12 protein-coding genes and 1 pseudogene are annotated in these 15,533 nt (G+C 57.0%); 8 read left to right on the forward strand and 5 right to left on the reverse strand.

Annotation, left to right across the window (positions count from 1 at the left end):
- The first annotated feature begins 25 nt into the window (after window positions 1-25).
- The 8 genes and pseudogenes from ACTG4K_RS00500 to wbaP all read left to right on the forward strand — a co-directional run bounded on the left by ACTG4K_RS00500 (window position 26) and on the right by wbaP (window position 10,445).
- Complete coding sequence (locus tag ACTG4K_RS00500; RefSeq protein ID WP_439112237.1) at window positions 26-805, forward strand: ABC transporter permease; 780 nt, start codon at window positions 26-28, stop codon at window positions 803-805.
- A 17-nt stretch (window positions 806-822) separates the two neighbouring features.
- Entirely contained in the window at window positions 823-1,554 is a 732-nt protein-coding gene (locus tag ACTG4K_RS00505; protein WP_439112238.1) for an ABC transporter ATP-binding protein, read from the forward strand.
- Between the two features lie 23 nt (window positions 1,555-1,577).
- Complete coding sequence (locus tag ACTG4K_RS00510; protein WP_439112239.1) at window positions 1,578-3,857, forward strand: glycosyltransferase; 2,280 nt, start codon at window positions 1,578-1,580, stop codon at window positions 3,855-3,857.
- 224 nt (window positions 3,858-4,081) lie between these two features.
- Complete coding sequence (locus ACTG4K_RS00515; protein WP_439112240.1) at window positions 4,082-5,485, forward strand: glycosyltransferase; 1,404 nt, start codon at window positions 4,082-4,084, stop codon at window positions 5,483-5,485.
- On the forward strand, window positions 5,482-6,114 hold the full coding sequence (locus ACTG4K_RS00520) for a NeuD/PglB/VioB family sugar acetyltransferase (RefSeq protein ID WP_439112241.1): 633 nt from the start codon (window positions 5,482-5,484) through the stop codon (window positions 6,112-6,114). The genes ACTG4K_RS00515 and ACTG4K_RS00520 overlap by 4 nt, the downstream gene beginning before the upstream one ends.
- A gap of 443 nt (window positions 6,115-6,557) precedes the next feature.
- Window positions 6,558-7,718: an acyltransferase family protein gene (locus ACTG4K_RS00525; protein WP_439112242.1), complete on the forward strand. Its 1,161-nt coding sequence runs from the start codon at window positions 6,558-6,560 to the stop codon at window positions 7,716-7,718.
- Window positions 7,719-7,813: 95 nt separating this feature from the next.
- Window positions 7,814-8,911: pseudogene (locus ACTG4K_RS00530) on the forward strand (glycosyltransferase family 4 protein); the annotation flags it as partial.
- 97 nt (window positions 8,912-9,008) lie between these two features.
- Entirely contained in the window at window positions 9,009-10,445 is a 1,437-nt protein-coding gene (wbaP, locus tag ACTG4K_RS00535) for an undecaprenyl-phosphate galactose phosphotransferase WbaP (protein WP_439112243.1), read from the forward strand.
- A 51-nt stretch (window positions 10,446-10,496) separates the two neighbouring features.
- Here the strand turns inward: wbaP and ACTG4K_RS00540 are convergent, their stop codons facing one another.
- The 5 genes from ACTG4K_RS00540 to ACTG4K_RS00560 all read right to left on the reverse strand — a co-directional run bounded on the left by ACTG4K_RS00540 (window position 10,497) and on the right by ACTG4K_RS00560 (window position 15,486).
- Complete coding sequence (locus ACTG4K_RS00540) at window positions 10,497-11,942, reverse strand: mannose-1-phosphate guanylyltransferase/mannose-6-phosphate isomerase (RefSeq protein ID WP_439112244.1); 1,446 nt, start codon at window positions 11,940-11,942, stop codon at window positions 10,497-10,499.
- Between the two features lie 395 nt (window positions 11,943-12,337).
- Window positions 12,338-13,636: a HAMP domain-containing sensor histidine kinase gene (locus ACTG4K_RS00545; protein ID WP_439112245.1), complete on the reverse strand. Its 1,299-nt coding sequence runs from the start codon at window positions 13,634-13,636 to the stop codon at window positions 12,338-12,340.
- Between the two features lie 47 nt (window positions 13,637-13,683).
- Window positions 13,684-14,412, reverse strand: a complete 729-nt coding sequence (locus ACTG4K_RS00550) for a response regulator (RefSeq protein ID WP_439112246.1) — start codon at window positions 14,410-14,412, stop codon at window positions 13,684-13,686.
- Between the two features lie 54 nt (window positions 14,413-14,466).
- Complete coding sequence (locus ACTG4K_RS00555; protein WP_439112247.1) at window positions 14,467-15,225, reverse strand: sulfite exporter TauE/SafE family protein; 759 nt, start codon at window positions 15,223-15,225, stop codon at window positions 14,467-14,469.
- A gap of 48 nt (window positions 15,226-15,273) precedes the next feature.
- Window positions 15,274-15,486, reverse strand: a complete 213-nt coding sequence (locus ACTG4K_RS00560; protein WP_439112248.1) for a group II intron maturase-specific domain-containing protein — start codon at window positions 15,484-15,486, stop codon at window positions 15,274-15,276.
- Window positions 15,487-15,533 lie beyond the last annotated feature (47 nt).

Consider the following 15,533-nt stretch of genomic DNA (forward strand, 5'->3'; position numbering starts at 1 on the left):
CAAACTCGTTGACCAAGGTCGATTAATGAATTATTTAGTGGGCATCTGGCATGCCCGATATTTCTGGACACATTTGTCCTTCGCTGATTTACGCTCGCGTTGGAGGCGTTCATTTTTTGGGGTCTTTTGGACCATCATCCAGCCATTGGGCATGACTCTGCTGCTGGCCATTGTGTTCGGCAAGATTTTCAAAGCCGACATCAAGGAATATGCGCCCTACATATTGTCGGGCATGGTGATTTGGGAATTCATGACCGCATCAGCCATGGGGGGTGCACTGTCGTTCGTGCAGGCCGACGCCTACATCAAGCAATGCCGCCACCCATTGGCCATCTACAGCTTACGTACCGTGTTCACCAACATCATGGTGCTGAGCATGGCCAGCGTCAGTCTGATCATTTGGGTGCTGGTTGTCATGCCACAAAACTTCGGGTGGTCATGGTTGGCGGCTTTGACTATTTACCCCATTTTGCTGTTGCTGGCCTGGCCCCTAGCCACGGCTTTGGCATATGTGGCCACACGGTTTCGCGACCTGCCCCATGCGCTGGGTTTGATCATGCAAGCCATGTGGTTTGTTTCACCCATTTATTTTGAAGCCAAAGTTTTCCGTGGCGGCGATCTTCACTGGCTGGTTGACCACAACCCCATTTACCATCTTTTAGAAATTGTTCGAGCGCCCCTGCTCCGCGGTGAATGGCCTACGCTGAACAACTTCGCTTACAGCCTAGGCTCCGTTGTGATTGTCACTTTGATCGCTGTGCTGCTGGGAAGAAGCGCAGAGAAAAAGGTCATCTTTTACCTATGAATCAAAACCTTATTCACTTGGATAACGTTGACCTGCACTACTCGTCGGTCGCGTTCAAAGAGCGCTCTCTTAAATCGCTCCTGGGCAGCGTGTTCAAACCACGACGTGCACAGCACGAAGTGCACGACGTGCATGCCCTCAAACACATCAGCCTCGACATTTTGCCCGGTCAACGGGTGGGCCTCTTGGGGCACAACGGCGCAGGTAAAAGCACTTTTCTGAAAATGCTGGCGGGCCTTTATCCCATTTCCTCGGGACGGCGCGAAGTATTGGGCACAGTGCGTTCGTTGTTTGACCTGAGCCTGGGCTTTGAGCCTGATGCCTCTGGCCGGGAAAACATTCTGTACCGAGGCTTGTTGCTGGGCCTAACGCCCCGCTTCATGCGAGAGATTGAGGACGAGGTGGTTGAATTTGCTGGACTGGGTGAGTTCATTGACTATCCCATCAAAACCTATTCTGCCGGCATGCAGGTGCGCCTGGCCTTTGCCATTTCCACTGCAGTGGGCGGTGACATCTTGTTGTTGGACGAGGTGATTGGTGCGGGCGATGCGAACTTCATGGCCAAGGCCAAGCAACGCATCATGAGCTTGATTGAAAAGTCCGAAATCTTGGTGCTGGCCTCGCACGACTTTGGAGCGCTGCAGTCCATTTGCGAGCGGGGCTTGGTGTTTCATCATGGCGAAATCGTGTTTGACGGAAACATGCCCAATTCGATTGCTGAATACAAAAAGATCAACCAATTGTCATGAGAGTCGATTCTACATTTCGGGTCATGTGGTTGCTCAACCACGACTCGGCGCGAGCCTTTGAATTGAAGATGCTCAAGGAAATTGGTGTTGGCGAAATTTTCACACCCAAGAGCTATCCCGCTGAAATCAGTTTTCGATCAGCATCGGTGTCGTATGAAGAGGATGCACATTTAACCATTCCTGCTGACGACTTGACCGTCTTGAACTCGCAAGACTGGTACGGGCAACCCAGCCAGGCAGCGTGGGACATTGCCAACCGCTACTTTGACGCCTGCTTTTTCACTTTGTACAAACCCCAAGCGTTCAGCAGTTTGACCACCCGGTTTAAGGGCGCACTGCTCTGGCGTGCATATGGTCAGGTGCAAGGTGTGAACCACAGTCAACTGCTGGATGCATTGACGCAGCAACTCGGGAATAAAACTCTACAGCGCTTGGGCGATCGGCTGTGGTTTGCCCAGGCTCATGACCACCTGCACGTGAATGAACCGCCCATCCTGGCCAAGCGCAAACTGGATTTGCCCCTCGGCATGTTGGACACCACGCTTCGTGAGGGCTGGCGTGGTGGTGATGGTCGAATTTATTTTTTATGTCCCGACATCGGCCAAAACGCTCATTACAAATCGGTGTACCAAGAGTTTAAAAAACAGTTGGGTGATCTGCCGCATGCCGTAGCAGGTTCGCAAGCCGTAGAGACAGATGCCGACCACGTCCTTGGCTACGTCACGGCTGAAGAGCATGCACGCAACATGCGTGAATTCAGGGTGATGTTTTACCACTCACAAGAGAAGTACCAGATCCATTACCACCCGTTTGAGGCGGTACGGGCCGGTATGCCATTGGTCTTCATGGCGGGCGGCATGCTGGATCGTTTGGGCGGTTTGAATTTGCCGGGTCGATGCGCAACCTATGCCAAGGCTCGTGAAAAACTGAAGCGCTTGCTGGCGGGTGATACCGTGCTCCAGCAACAGATTGCTGACTCCCAAGCGATCTTGCTTGAGGCAATGGCGTTCAAGTCAAAAATTGATATTTGGCGCGAAGCGCTCGAACGAGTCCGTTCGCACTTATCGCGTCATCACCATGACAACATGGAGAGAAGTCTCATCCATGTGCCAAGGTGCAAACGCATCGCGGTGGTCGTACCACTGGGCTACCGCGGGGGTTCTTTACGCGGATCCAAGTTGCTGGCGCAGGCTCTGCAACTCGGTGCAGTTCAAAATGGCCAAGTGGTAGAGGTGACCCTGTTGCACCTGGATGACCCGCAAACTTACACCCATACCGAATTTGAAGACTTGCCACCGAGCATCAAAACGCGCTCTTTCAAGTGGCGCACTTTGAAGGCTGATGAGGCCCGCCGTGCCATGCGCTACGCCGGACATACCCATTGGGAGCCTCGTTCGTCCGAGTATCTGGTGGTGGACGATGGCATCAAACAACTAGAGGATTGTGATTTGTGGGTGGTGGTGTCTGATCGGATCTTGCGCCCATTGCTTCCACTGCGGCCAGTTGTGCACATGGTCTATGACTATTTGCAGCGCTATGTGCCGATACTGCCCAAGGGGGCAGATAAACCTTTCATCAACGCCGCTAGATTGGCTACGCAGGTCTGGGTCACAACCGAGTTCACTCGTCAAGACGCGCTGCAGTATGCAGGAGTTAATGCTGAGCGGGTGGCGAAATTGCCCATGCTGGCCCCAGCCTTTGTGGCCAAACGCCCGAAGAACGGCGCATTACCACTACCTTATTTTGTTTGGACCACCAACTCAGCACTGTACAAAAACCACGAGCATGCTCTGCGTGCTTTGAAGCTGTATTACGACAACATGGACGGCACGCTGGATTGCCATGTGACAGGGGTCAACACCCAGAAGTTGCTTAAGCAGCCACCCGAGCACCTCAAGCACACCATGGCCTGGGTCCGCAACCATGAGCAGCTCAAACGCCGATTGCATTGGGACGGTGAGTTGCCTGAGGACGACTACCAAAATCTGCTGGAAAGCTCAGCCTTTTTGTGGCATGCCGGGCGCATTGACAACGACACCTTCAGTGTGGTCGAAGCGGCTGGCCTGGGGGTGCCCGCCCTCAGCAGCGACTACCCACCTATGCGCGAGATCGATGCCCAGTTTGGCCTGAACCTGGCGTGGATGGACGCAGGCGATCCCAAGGCCATGGCCCGGGCTCTGAAAGACATGGAAGCACAACACCTGGCACGCCGCGCGTTGCTGCCTTCGGCCGAGCAATTGGCCAGCCAGAGCGTTGAACGCCTAGCAACGACTTACTGGAAGGCGGCCAGCGAATGTCTATGAAACATTACGGCATTTACATAGCCTACCCTCCCACGGTCGACTTGCGACACGAGGGTTTGGGGCGCTATCTGGCCGCATTTTTAAAAGGCGCTTCACAGCAGAAAGACGTGCATTTCAGCTTGGTCTGTCCCAGCTGGTCGGTTGAATCCTTGTCGGACTTGCTGGAAGCCGAGGGCGTACCCGCCAGCAGCTGCCGTGTGGTGTCTCCCCAGGGGGTGCCGGTAGTGCTGCGCTTGTACGAAGCATGGGTCCGCTACACACGCCGTAACAAGAAGCCTGGCCGCATCAGGCGTGTTCTGGGCTGGATGCAACGGCAGCCCAACGCACTTGCGCAGTACACCTTGGACCGCTTGGTGCGTGCACATTCATTCGCATCCTTTCTGGGCGCCTTGTTGCCCATGGTTGCCTTGATCGTTACAGGCTTGTTGTTGAGCCCATTGCTGGTGATGGCTGGGCTGATGGTTGCGGTTTCACGGGGCAAACGTTTGCTGCAAAAGTTTGGACGCGTCTACCCTAGGCCACTTAAACAGCTCAGGCAGATGACCCATGTGCCGAAAGACGATGGCCTGGTGCGACGCATGTACCGGACAATGGAGAAAGCCGAAGCACTGCGCATGCAGGCGCTGATCAATGCCATGAGCGAAGTCCGCGCCTGGTATTGCCCCACTGCGTTTTGGCCAGCGTTCAACCAGATCCAGGCTCCACGTTTGATGTGTGTGCCCGATGTGGTGCTCACCGATTTTCCGGTGGGCTTTGCCTCGGTTGGCGAGAATCGGTTTCTGGAAAATTTTGAAATGGTGGAAAAAGCCATTCAAGAGGGTCAGCATTTTGTGACCTACAGCGCCGATGTGAAGTGGTCCACACTGGTTGACCGTTATGGTGTGCAGGGCAGCCAGGTGACTGTGGTTTACCACGCACCGAATGACTTGAGCAAATGGGTCACCGTGCGAGGCTTTGCTGATGGTGAGACGGCATCACGTCACTACTGCAGAACGCTGTTATCGAGCGCATTGAAGCGTTCGGAGCGTCAGGCGTATGCGGCAGGGTTTGCCAACACCGAAATGAAGTTTTTGTTTTACGCCAGCCAGATGCGGCCCAACAAAAACGTGCTGACCTTGTTGCGCGCTTATGAATACTTGCTGCGAGAGCGCCTGATTGGACACAAGTTGATCCTCACGGGCAAGCTGAGTGTTCTGCCTGAAATTAAACAGTTCGTGATTGATCACGATTTACAAAACGAAGTCCTGTTTTTACACGGGCTCAAGATTCAAGAGTTGGCAGCCTGCTACCACTTGGCGGATTTGGCTGTCAACCCGAGCTTGAGCGAAGGAGGCTGCCCGTTCACCTTCACCGAGGCCTTGTCGCTGGGCACCCCTGTGGTGATGGCCCGCATACCCGTTACTGAAGAAGTGCTGACCGAACCCGAACTGCAGGCGGCTACCTTCTTTGACCCGTATGACTGGCGCGACATGGCCGAGCGCATCGAATGGGCGCTGAACCACCGCAGTGAACTCTTGGAGATTCAGCGGCCCACCTACACACGCTTGGCACAGCGCACTTGGCAAAACGTGGTGCAAGAGCACATCGTGGTCCTGGATCGTATTTCAGAGCAAACGTCACCCACATGAACCGCGCTCCATTCAGCAAACAACTGATCATTTTGGGCTTTGGTGGTCATGCCAGAAGCGTGGCGGACGTTGCATTGGCCACGGGCTATGAATCCTTGGTGTTTGTGGACGAACACGCCCGCGATGGAGAGATGTTTCTGGGCTTTCCTGTTTTGAAATGCTTCGAACCCCAAGATCCAAAAACCTGGTGCGCCTTTGCAGCGTCAGGCAATGGATTGGTGAGGAAATCACAAGCAGAGACGATTAAAGAAAATAATTGGAACTTGATCAGCTTGATTGCACCTTCAGCAACTAGGGGAGTAGGTAGTTCGGTCGCCGAGTGCGTGTTTGTTGGCCACCACGCACACATTGGGCCCATGGCGATGGTAGGCATGGGAAGTATCGTCAACTCGGGCGCGGTCGTTGAACATGAATGCATGGTAGGTGAATGGGCACATGTGTCAGTAAATGCCACCATGGCTGGCAGAAGTAAAATTGGTGCTTTCTCGATGCTCGGGGCGGGTGCTACCATTATCGATAGCGTGGAAATATCCAATCAAATAACGATTGGAGCAGGCGCTGTAGTACACAAATCCATTAATGAGGCTGGTGTCTATATTGGAATACCCGCATCGAGACTCGATCGATAATTTCACCCTCTGCAGAGTTTACATATTATCTCCGATTCGACGTCGCAAACTTTATCAGTTGGATTAAATTAAGCGACATCTACGACCAATGCGATACCATGGACAAAGCTGCCATCGTCACAAACTGTTTGTATGCTATGGCTGTGCCCATGTAGGTTGGATCAGATGCCCGTTGTTTGCGCGATGCTCGACCGATTGAAATAAAATCATCACAGCTTCGATCTCGCTTACGAGTCCCTTCGTTCTCTACGCAAAATAACCAATCTGACATGATTCCGTACCCATCGTGACCGACCAATCTAGATTTTAGTTTGCAACATCTCTCGCGGCACACCTGGAAACAATTTACTGGAATTCTCAGTCATATTGGTCAAAGCACCCATTTGTCATTTCGCCATGAGAGAATTTTTCTTCAGCGCTAAAGATTACAATTTAGGAGCAGCATGCAAGATAACGCCAAAATCGAGTTTGCCAACACTTTGCGCGGCTTCGCGGCACTGGCAGTTGTCATATCACATTACTACGGTGTTTTCTGGTCAAGTCGCGGAGCAGTGGAAGCAATTTCGAACGCTCCCGCCCTCCCTTTAGAGACCCATCCGATACCAGCATACATTTCTTGGCTACACGTTTTTCCGATTTTTAATTGGGGAGCTTTTGGTGTTGCTTTGTTTTTCGTTATCAGCGGCTTCGTTATTCCTTTTTCACTTCAGAAAATGGACTGGATCGGATTTTCGATTAATCGAATTTTGCGAATAATGCCAACATATTTTATTGGCTTTACCGTGACTCTTTCAGCAATACTGATTAGCAGTGAGTACTTCTCAAGAGAATGGCCGTACAGCGCTAAAGAGATCCTGATCCATTACATACCCGGAATCAGAGACATTGCATGGTCAAGGGGAATCGACGGGGTCGTATGGACACTAGAAATTGAAATGAAATTTTATCTCGTATGCGCGATGTTGATCGTCTGGTTCCGACAGCAATCCTTGAAAGTATTCTTCGCTCCAGCTGCGCTCTTTGCGTTTGCTCTTTACCTCAACTGGAAGATTCCAGTTTGGAGCAAAACAAACACCTCCGCTTGGCAGCTTGCGATGACATATTTGACCGTGTCACAGTACATCATCTACATGTTTATTGGCGTAATGTTTCACTATCTAAAGCGTGGAATGATTGATGCGAACAAGGCCTGGCTCGGCATCTGCGGACTGTTCGCCATGTTTTGCATACACTGGTGGGCCGGTCCTTATTCAGAAAACCTAGGGGTGGCTTGGAGCTATGCTTTCGCGCTTCTGGCGTTCGCATTTTCATATTCGTTCCCAAACATTTTCAAATCAAATCGTATGTTTGATTTTCTTGCGGACGTAAGCTACCCTCTGTATGTCATCCATGGTGTCGCCGGGTATGTTGCACTTCGAATCATGCTGGATATGGGCATTAAGGCATGGATCTCACTTTTGATTGTTACTGCATCCTGCCTGTTGGTCTCATGGCTGTTACATATTTTGATCGAAAGTCCTTCTCAGAAATTTGCAAAAAAAATTTCTGCAAAACTGTCAAATTCATCTATTAAGCCGACACCTATGGTGCAGCATGGAACATAGAAGCAGAATGCCATAGCCCCTTTATGGTACACAATGGCCAAAACTACCCACACTAGAAGGCATCCATTTATTCAACCACCTTGGGTTCATTTCATATGCGCATAGCTGTTGTTCACGAATGGTTTGTTTCGAATTCCGGCTCAGAGAAGGTGGTGCGTGAAATACTTGGACTTTTCCCGAAGGCCGACGTTTTTACATTAATTGACCACCTACCGAAAGAAAATCGCGGATCTTTAACTGGAAAATTAGTAAAAACTTCGTTTATCCAAAATTTACCTTTTTCCAGCACGAAATATCGCCTTTACTTGCCCTTAATGCCATTAGCGATTGAACAATTTGATGTCTCAGATTACGACCTGATAATTTCAAGCTCTCATGCCGTAGCCAAAGGTATTTTGGCAGGGCCAGACCAGCTCCACATTTGCTATTGCCATACCCCTGTTCGATATGCCTGGGATTTACAACATCAGTATTTGCGTGAAGCTGGTTTAACCTCAGGCTTAAAATCCTGGCTGGTCAGATGGGTGTTGTATCGGTTGCGATTGTGGGATACACGAACGGCAAACGGTGTTGATCATTTTTTGGCCAATTCTAATTTTATACGTCGGCGTATCAAAAAAGTATATCGTCGCGATTCGACGGTTTTGTACCCGCCTGTGGATGTAGGTAGTTTTTCCATGCGCGCTGTTAAAGAGGACTTCTATTTGGCTGCTTCGCGCATGGTGCCTTATAAAAAAATGCCGATGATCGTGGAGGCCTTCAGAAAAATGTCGGGCCGGCGGCTGGTCGTGATTGGGGACGGGCCCGAACTGGCAAAGTGCCTAGCTTTGGCTGGTCCAAATATTGAAATATTGGGCTACCAACCCGATGCTGTTTTGCGAGATCACATGCAGCGCGCCAGGGGATTTGTGTTTGCCGCTGAAGAAGATTTTGGTATTGCCCCCCTTGAAGCCCAGGCGTGCGGTACACCAGTGATTGCTTTTGGCAAAGGTGGAGCGCTTGAAACGGTGCGTGGTCAAAAGGCCGAACAACCCACGGGTGTGTTTTTCGAAGAGCAAACAGTAGATGCCCTGTGTCAGGCTGTGGAGAGCTTTGAAGCATTGGCGCCCGGAGCCATCACGCCCGAAGCATGTCGTAAAAACGCCGAGCGTTTTTCTGTTTCTCGCTTCCGCAAGGAGTTTTCAGCGTTTGTGAGCACTAAATGGGAGGTGTTCAATGATGATCGCAAAGGCGTCTGACAATGCACCACTACGCTCCAACATGCACGGCGTTTGCATCGGCGCCTAAGACATGAGCAACGTGAAAGACCAAATCTTTGATCGGTGGCGCAAGCTGACTCCACTACAGATACGCCTGACCAAAGCGGTCTTGTTGCTGGGGGATGTGCTTTCACTGCTGGTGGCAGCCTGGCTAGCGGCTTTGCTGGCCCATCAATGGACTTCCACCGTTGATACACACTGGCTGGTTACCCAGGACATTCAGCGCTATTGGGCCTGGCTGGCGGTGGCGGGGCTGGGCATTGCTTTCTTTCTGGTGCGCTTTCGCCATTACAGCGAACGCAGGCCGTTTTGGACCGAGCTTGGCGAGACCTTGCAACTGTTGGTAGTACTGGCCCTGCTGGACTTGGCGGTGCTGGCGCTGACGCGCTGGAATTCTTCGCGCCTGTGGTGGGCTTTGGTGTGGCCGCTGGCGGCTTTGTGCCTACCGCTTGGGCGCGGCATGCTGCGGGCGCTCATGCTGCGCTTGGGCGTGTGGCAGCGCCCCACCTTGATTGTGGGCAACGGCCCCAATGCCCAAGAGGCCTTGACCGCCCTGCAAAGTGAGCCTGCGCTGGGCTTTGCAGTGGTGGGCTTTGTGGACATGTCTGGCCCGGCTGAGCCGCGGTCGCGGCAGCTGGCAACTTGGGCCAAGGTGCCCGGCGCGCAGTTTGTGCTGGCCATGGAGCATGGCCAAAACGAGGTGCGTGAAGGGGTGCTGCGCCAGCTGGCCCGCTGGAAGGCTGAAGACGTGAGCGTGATCCCAGCCATGCGCGGAGTGCCCTTGTTTGGCACAGACATTTCGTATTTTTTCTCGCACGAAGTGGCCATGCTCAAGCTGCGCAACAACCTGCGCTACTGGCCTGCGCGGCTGCTCAAGCGACTGTTTGACTTGGGGGTGGCAGCGTTGCTGCTGGTGCTGGGTGCCTTGCCTTTGGCCTACATCGCCTGGCGCATTCGGCGCGATGGCGGGCCGGCCATTTTTGCGCACCAGCGGGTGGGGCAGACGGGCAAACCGTTTCCATGTTTCAAGTTTCGCACCATGCGGGTGGATGCAGAGCGGCAGCTGCGCGAGCTGCTGGCGACCGACCCGGCCGCCAGGGAAGAGTGGGCGCGCGAGTTCAAGCTGCGCAACGACCCACGGGTTACACCCATTGGGCATTTCTTGCGTCGCACCAGCCTAGACGAATTGCCCCAGCTGTTTAACGTGATTCGGGGTGAAATGAGCCTGGTAGGACCGCGCCCCATCATTGAGGCCGAACTGGCTCGCTATGGCGATGACGTGGACTACTTTTTGATGGTACGCCCCGGCATGAGCGGCCTGTGGCAAGTGAGCGGTCGCAACGACGTGGACTACGACACCCGCGTGTACCTGGACACCTGGTATGTGAAGAACTGGTCACTCTGGTACGACATTGCCATTTTGTTCAAGACGGTGCGGGTGGTGTTGCGCCGGGACGGCGCTTACTGAAGTTGGCCGAGCGATGACAACGCATTGGGCGGGTTGAGCAAAAATGCTTTGTCACCGCCCGTACCGGTCCTCAAACCGAACAATGTCGTCTTCGCCCAGGTAGCTGCCCGACTGCACTTCAATGATTTCTAGCGGGATGGTGCCGGGGTTGGAGAGGCGGTGTACTTCACCCAACGGAATGTAGGTGGACTGGTTTTCGGTGAGCATCAGCACCTTGTCACCGCAGGTGATTTCAGCGGTGCCTTTGACGACGATCCAGTGTTCGGCACGGTGGTAGTGCTTTTGCAGGCTCAGGCTGGCCTTGGGCTTGACCTGGATGCGCTTGACCTTGAAGCGCTCGGACTCGTCGATGCTGTCGTACCAGCCCCAGGGGCGGTGCACTTTGCGGTGCAGGTTGTGCTCTTCGCGGTGCTGCGCCTGCAGCAGGGCCACGATCTGTTTCACGCCTTGGGCGCTGGCGCGGTGGGCTACCAGCACGGCGTCGGGCGTTTCCACCACCACCAGGTCGTTCACACCCACCACGCCGACCAGGCGGCTGCTGGCGTGCACCAGGTTGTTGCGGCTGTCGACCGCCAGCACGTCGCCCTGCGTGGCGTTGCCGAGGGCGTCCTTGGGCAGCGCGTCCCACACAGCGTCCCAGGCGCCCAGGTCGCTCCAGCCGGCGTTGAGCGGCACCACCTGAATGGGCAGGCCGCTGCCTGGGCAGCGCTCCATGACGGCGTAGTCGATCGAGTCGGCCGGTATGGCGGCAAATTCGGCTTTGCCGGGCCGTACGAACGAGGCGTCGGTGCTGCGCGCCGCCCAGGCGATCTGGCTGGCTTGCACCATGTCGGGCCTGAAACGCTCAAGGGCCTGCAGCCACACCGAGGCTTTGACCACAAACATGCCAGCGTTCCACAGGTAGCCGCCTTCTTCCAGGTAGCGCTGGGCGGTGGCGGCGTCGGGCTTTTCCACAAAGCGCAACACGGGCGATGCCGCTTGGGCTGGCCCGCCCTGCACCTGGATGTAGCCGTAGCCGGTTTCGGGCCGGGTCGGCGTGACGCCCAAGATGACGATCTGCCCTTGGGCGGCTTGGGCCACGGCGGTGGTCACCGCCGATCTGAACGCGGCTTCATCGGTGATCACATGGTCGGCCGGGGTGACCACCAGCACGGGGTCTTGCCCCTGCGCCGTGGCGGCCAGCGCAGCCAGCGCCAGCGCGGGCGCGGTGTTGCGGCCCATGGGCTCCAGCAGCAGCGTGGCCGCTTCGGTGCTCACTTCACGCAACTGCTCCAAAACGAGAAAGCGGTGGTCTTCGTTGCCCACCACCAATGGGGCCTGCAGCGCCAAGCCTTCTGAACGCAGCCCCGACAACCGCATGGCGGTTTGCTGAAACAGGCTGTGGGCACCGTCCAGACACAAAAACTGCTTAGGAAAACCAGCGCGGGAGAGCGGCCACAAACGGGTGCCGGAACCACCCGCAAGAATCACGGGGCAAATGGGGGGCATGGGAGTCATTGAAAACACCTTCTGAGGTCAAGCACGGCTGGGCTGCCGCGCCCATGGTGGCGGCTGCAGAAGCCACGGGATGAAGACCAAGCGCAACCAGCGCACAGCATGCCACACAGCGCCGAAAGCCAAAAAAAAAGCCACCTTGCGGTGACTTTGTAAAGTCCTTGGAAGGACGTCGTTGGGAGACCAGTTTCAAACGTTTTTAGGGACGTGTCTTGTTTGCCGGATCTGTTTTTTGGTGATGTTGTGACAGCAACAACTGCAATTGTGCGCTGCCGCATAAATTTCGCCAATCCCCTGTTTGGGGGAGTCGCGGCCTATTTCTAGGGGATCAAACCCAAAATACAACCGGCCGTGTCAGCACGATGACAAGCTTGACCGCTGGCTGACAGCCGCCAGCATCAGAGCGGCAGTTCGACCACGAAGCGGGCGCCGCCGCCGTCTCGGGCTTCGCAGCGCACCTGGCCGCCGTGGCGTTCGGCAATGGTTTTGACGAGTGACAGGCCCAGGCCCACGCCGCCTTCGCGTTCGCTGGCGCCGGGCAGACGGTAAAACGGCTCAAAGATGCGCTCGCGCTGCTCAGGCGGCACGCCGGGGCCGCGGTCTTCCACGCAGATCACCACCACGCGCTTGGGTGCGCCCGCTGCAGGTTTTTTTCCTGGCATGGTGCTGGGCGTTGTTTCCAAAGCCATGGTCAGGCGCACGTCGGCTGCGGTGCCTTCGTCGCTGGTGTTGGGCGGGGTTTGGGTGCCGTAGCGGCGGGCGTTTTCCAGCAGGTTGCGCAGCAAGCGGCGCAGCAAACGGGCGTGGCCTTGCAGCAGCACGGGCGAGGCGCCGGGGGCAATGTCGAGGTCGGCGCCGGTGCGGGCGCATTCTTCGGCGGCCAGCCCCAGCAGGTCCACCTCTTCGGTGGGGCCGAGGGCTGGGGCGTCGTTGGCGTCGCGGGCATCGAGCCGGCTGGCCAGCAAGATTTCGTCAATGAGCTGGTCCAGCTCTTCGATGCTGCGCGCCATTTCCTGGCGCTGCGGTGCGCTAGCGCTGTCGCGCCCCAGCAGTTCCAGCCCCATGCGGATGCGGGCCAGCGGCGAGCGCAGTTCGTGCGAGGCATTGGCCAGCAGCGCCTTGTGCGATTGCAGCAGCGTCTGCACGCGCTCGGCGGCGGCGTTGAAGCGGGTGGCCAGAAAGGCAATTTCGTCGTGCCCTTGCACCGGCAGGCGGGTGGACAGGTCGCCATTGCCCCAGCGCTCCACACCTTTTTGCAAGGCTTCAAGGCGTTTGGTGAGGCGCCGGACGATGGGGTAGGCGCCCAGCGCCACCGCCAGCGCCACCAGGCCGAGCAACCAGGCAAAACCCGGCGCGGACTGCAGCCAGGCCTGGGTGCGGCGTGCTGGCAGCGGGCTGCCGGGCGCTCGGTTGGCGCGGGGCAGCTGCACGTAGAGCGTTTGCCCGTCTTTCATGGTGACCTGGAATTCGAGCCCTTCGCCGGGCACGCGCACGGCGCGGGCGGGCGCCTGGCCCACGATGTCACCGGCGCTGTTGCGCAGCACAATCTCGCGCCCGGCACGGCTGGCGTTTTGCTCGCGCTCCTGGTCCAGCGCCACCTGCCAGAGCCAGCCCACCACCAGGGCCAGCACGGCCACGGCGGCCACCACCGCGAGCCAGATGCGCAGGTAGAGTTTTTGGCCGATCAGGGAGTCCATCGGGGTTCAGGCGCTGTGGCGGCTCACGGCGTACAACATGGGCGCCATCAGTCTTGCTGCTTGGCAAACACATAGCCCACACCGCGCACGGTGAGGATGCGTTTGGGGTCTTTGCTGTCGGCTTCAATGGCGTTGCGGATGCGACCGATGTGCACGTCGATGGAGCGGTCAAACGCCTCCAGCTCGCGCCCGCGCACGGCTTCCATGATCTGGTCTCGCGTGAGCACGCGCCCGGCGCGTTCGGCCAGGGCCACCAGCAGGTCAAACTGGTACGAGGTGAGTTCGCAGGCGGTGGCGCCCACTTGCACGGTGCGCGCGTCGCGGTCAATGTCGAGCGAACCAAACCGCAGCACCGGCGTGCCGCGCGTGGTGTGGCTGGCGCCCGGCTCGCCGCGACGGCGCAGCACGGCGCGTATACGCGCCAGCAGCTCGCGCGGCTCAAAGGGTTTGGGCACGTAGTCGTCGGCACCCATTTCCAGGCCAATGATGCGGTCCATGGGGTCGCCCTTGGCGGTGAGCATGATCACCGGCACGCGCGCGGCGTCGCCTGGCAGAGCGCGGATGCGGCGGCACACTTCCAGGCCGTCCATGCCGGGCATCATCAGATCCAGAATGACCAGCTCGGGGAGCATCGACTGCAGGCGTTCCAGGCCTTGCTCGCCGTCGGGTGCGTGGGTGACGGCAAAACCCGACTGGCCCAGGTAGTCAACCACCATCTGGGCCAGACGGGCGTCGTCTTCAATCATCAGCAGGGAAGAAGTGGGGGATGGGGCCATAGTGTTTCTACTATAGCCCCCGCAGCCCGCTGAGCGGGTGAGCGCCCCAGTGGGTTACCGCAGCCAGGCGTCGTAGGTGGTTTTCAAAATGAGTGCACTCACCACCACGATGAACACCTGGCGCACGAACCCGCTGCCGTGCTTGAGCGCCAGGCGCGTGCCCAGCAGGCTGCCCGCCACGTTGGCCACGGCCATCACCACCACGAAGTGCCACCACACATGGCCTTTCCAGGCGAACAACATGAGCGCCGAGAGGTTGGACGCGGTGTTGAGCAGCTTGGCGCTGGCGCTGGCGTGCAGGAAGTCGTAGCCCAGCCAGCGCACAAACAAAAACACAAAAAAGCTGCCGGTGCCGGGGCCAAAGAAGCCGTCGTAAAAACCAATGGTCACACCCAGCAGGCTCGCGGCCAGCGCTTCGCGGCGGCCCGAAAAGCGGGGCGCATGGCGGTGGCCCAGCTGTTTTTTGGCCAGCGTGTAAGCCAGCACACCCAGCAACACCAGCGGCAGGGCGCGGCGCAAGAAGTCGGGCGAAATGACGGTCACCGTCCAGGCGCCCACCAGCGAACCGGCAAACGCCACGGCGGCGGCGGGCAGCAGCGCGTGCCACGGCATTTTTACCCGTTGAGCGTATTGCAGCGTGGCCGCCGCCGTGCCCCACACCGAAGCCCCTTTGTTCACACCAAACAGCGTGGCGGGGTGGGTGTTGGGAAACACCGCAAACAAAGCGGGTACCAGAATGAGCCCGCCGCCGCCCACGATGGCATCGACAAAACCGGCGAACAGGGAGGCAAGGGTGACGAGCAGCAATTCCATGGGGCGATTGTCACAGCGCGGAGAAGGCTTCAGCATAGAGGGCAGCCCTCATCGGCTGCGCCCCTGCCACACCACCCGGCCTGCGGGTGCGCACCGAGCGGTTCGGGCGTTTGGGGTCAAGATGGCCCTCAGGCAATGGCGCAACCACCCGTCCAGCCCTCGCCAGGCCTTGGGCTTTTGCGCCCTCCCGAAATAGGCCTGCCAGCCCAGCAGGTAGGGCCCCAGTTTCTCGACCACTTCGCGCCTGCCGCGTCCGCCCATGCGCCTTGGTCAACTCGCGGCGGGATTTGCACCCGCAGGTCAGGCTC

The organism is Hydrogenophaga sp., from assembly GCF_965657535.1.
GTDB lineage: Bacteria > Pseudomonadota > Gammaproteobacteria > Burkholderiales > Burkholderiaceae_C > Hydrogenophaga.

Bases quoted from the DNA above. Each gene is read 5' to 3' on its own strand.
- ACTG4K_RS00500 (WP_439112237.1), top strand. From the start codon at position 26: ATGAATTATTTAGTGGGCATCTGGCATGCCCGATATTTCTGGACACAT.
- ACTG4K_RS00510 (WP_439112239.1), top strand. From the start codon at position 1,578: ATGTGGTTGCTCAACCACGACTCGGCGCGAGCCTTTGAATTGAAGATG.
- ACTG4K_RS00520 (WP_439112241.1), top strand. From the start codon at position 5,482: ATGAACCGCGCTCCATTCAGCAAACAACTGATCATTTTGGGCTTTGGT.
- ACTG4K_RS00525 (WP_439112242.1), top strand. From the start codon at position 6,558: ATGCAAGATAACGCCAAAATCGAGTTTGCCAACACTTTGCGCGGCTTC.
- wbaP (WP_439112243.1), top strand. From the start codon at position 9,009: ATGAGCAACGTGAAAGACCAAATCTTTGATCGGTGGCGCAAGCTGACT.
- ACTG4K_RS00540 (WP_439112244.1), bottom strand. From the start codon at position 11,942: ATGACTCCCATGCCCCCCATTTGCCCCGTGATTCTTGCGGGTGGTTCC.
- ACTG4K_RS00545 (WP_439112245.1), bottom strand. From the start codon at position 13,636: ATGGACTCCCTGATCGGCCAAAAACTCTACCTGCGCATCTGGCTCGCG.
- ACTG4K_RS00550 (WP_439112246.1), bottom strand. From the start codon at position 14,412: ATGGCCCCATCCCCCACTTCTTCCCTGCTGATGATTGAAGACGACGCC.
- ACTG4K_RS00555 (WP_439112247.1), bottom strand. From the start codon at position 15,225: ATGGAATTGCTGCTCGTCACCCTTGCCTCCCTGTTCGCCGGTTTTGTC.
- ACTG4K_RS00560 (WP_439112248.1), bottom strand. From the start codon at position 15,486: ATGGGCGGACGCGGCAGGCGCGAAGTGGTCGAGAAACTGGGGCCCTAC.